Consider the following 2,276-nt stretch of genomic DNA (forward strand, 5'->3'; position numbering starts at 1 on the left):
ATTGATCTGATCACCGAACGCCATGAATGTTCCTTCTGAGTTCATCTTTTTGTTTTAGCTAATAATTTTGTGGGGATACCTCAGGATCTGACCCCGTTTATTGACTGCTTAAGGCTGAATTGATTGCGAAAAGTATCTAGGGCAGAACGAATTTACTGAAAAAGCGCTACGACCTCATTTTCCTATTGGTTATTTATTATTCCCGCTGAGATTAATTACTTATATGACTGAAATGTATTTATCAAAGTTGTCTTCGCTTAAAGAGGATGACTTTACCAAATTAATTTTGAAGCCTCTTTTCGAATCAATGGGGTATGGGCGAGTTGACTTTCATGGTGGTCAATATGAAAGAGGTAGAGATTTAATTGCTCAGCGTGAAGTTCCCCCAAGAAAAGATCCGTTAATAATTTACGTGCAATCAAAGAAAGTTGAAGACATACAAAATGTTAAAGAAGGAGTTAAGTTTAGTACGTTAATGCATCAGTTGAGGCAGTGTTGCTTTGAAAAACTGAAGCTAATCGACGGCACTGAAGCGAGAGCTGATCACATATATCTTGCATGTCCTGAAAAAATATCTTCAAGATTAACTGAAGAAATATTTTCTCATCTTGAGGAATATAAGAACAAGTTAACCGTATATGATGGCCCTCAAATAATTGAAGATATAAAAAAATACAACCCGTCATTATTAGGGCTTCTGACGTCAATGAAAGATAAGTTAGCCTCATATTCAAATGATTACTTGATCAATTCTGAACTGCTAAGTGCGTTAAAGAATGATGCATACGTTGAGCCGGAGCGTTTTTACAGTGACTTAAGCTTTTTTGTCGGTTCTATTGATAGCAACTGCCTTTTTCATCTAGAAGTAGATGTCTCAACGGATGAACTGGCAGTTTCAAATGACGAGTGGGCAGCCTTTAAAAAGGAAGTAATGTGGTTTTACAATAGCTATGGCTTGTCAATTACATCTAAAAGTCTTAACGATGTTTGTCATTTGTATAATCAACAATTGGAAAAGCATCAATCCAGTAAAAACAAGATGTTGATTATAGATATTGATTCTCTTGAATCTGATATTTCTGATTTGCAAAATAGCATAAAAAGCTCAAATGACTCACTTTCTGCTTTTTTAAAGGGTAATATAGTAGGTAGAACTTCGGCAGCCGGTAGCAAGGATACTTCAGAGACTACAAAAGAGATATTAGAATCTATCTCTAGTGTGACGGTGTTAGAGGAAATTGAGAATGTAAGAGCTACATATTATTCAGCTAATCTCCCTACCCATATTGCTAAAGAGGTGTCAAACCAGATTGAATGGAAGATAGACATACTAAACAAACAAAAAGAAATTAATAAGCTTAGGAAAAATTTAATACCAGAACCACTTTACATGGTTTCATTCAACAAATCAGAGATAGAGAATAAGTTTAAACTTATAAAATCAAAATACATCGAAGCAGTTAATGAAATAAATGAATCTAGAGCTTCAATTAAAAAGATAAGCGATTTTCTTGTTAATATCGAAAGTGAACTTAGATTTATATCTGAATTTGTTGATCATGACTTGCTGTGTAGGAAGAGGATTAAAATTAGGCTTAATAAGCGCGAAAATGACAGGATTTGTATTTCGCCACATACTATATTGGATACAGGCTTTGACGTAGCGGTTTATGGCGGTGCAGGCGTTGGAAAAACAACAACATTGCAAGTTTACGCCAGGAGTAAACGTGGAGGCGATATAGTCTACGTGCCGTTGAATAGAGTTCTTGGCAAAATTAACCAGTACGCTCAGAATTACGAAGGCCGTGATTACTATAGGCACGAACTTGTTTTTAAATCGATTTTAATAAGTAAGGATATAACCCCTACAGCTGATAACATTGCAGATGCTAAGTGCACCTTACCCAAAAACACAGTTTTAATTCTAGATGGGTTGGATGAAATATACTCATCAGTTCCTGAAATAATTAATGAAATTGATTTGTTCAAAAAGTCCAACCCAACCATTCAAATAGTTATTTCTAGCCGAGACTGTGTTAGCTATTTGAAAGATATAAATTTTCTCGGAATAACATTGTTACCTTTCACTAGAGAGCAATTAGAAAAATTCATCAATGGCTGGTTTGGTTGCAATAAGAAAGCTAGTGAATTGATAAATACAATTAATGAATATAGCCTATTCGAAGAGTCTGTAAAAAAAACTGTGTAAGTGGCATTCTATCTAACTCCTTAGAAGGGATAAAGAATGCCAATTACAGACCAATTACTGGATCAGC

General features: G+C 34.9%; 1 protein-coding gene. It reads left to right on the forward strand.

All coding sequences use genetic code 11. From position 1 onward, the window contains the following. Positions 1–223: 223 nt before the first annotated feature. Positions 224–2,209, forward strand: coding sequence for an NACHT domain-containing protein (locus H595_RS0119475; protein WP_027672638.1), 1,986 nt, complete (start codon positions 224–226; stop codon positions 2,207–2,209). Positions 2,210–2,276: the final 67 nt, after the last annotated feature.

The sequence above is a fragment of the Rheinheimera baltica DSM 14885 genome (genome assembly GCF_000425345.1).
Classification (GTDB): Bacteria; Pseudomonadota; Gammaproteobacteria; order Enterobacterales; family Alteromonadaceae; genus Alishewanella; species Alishewanella baltica.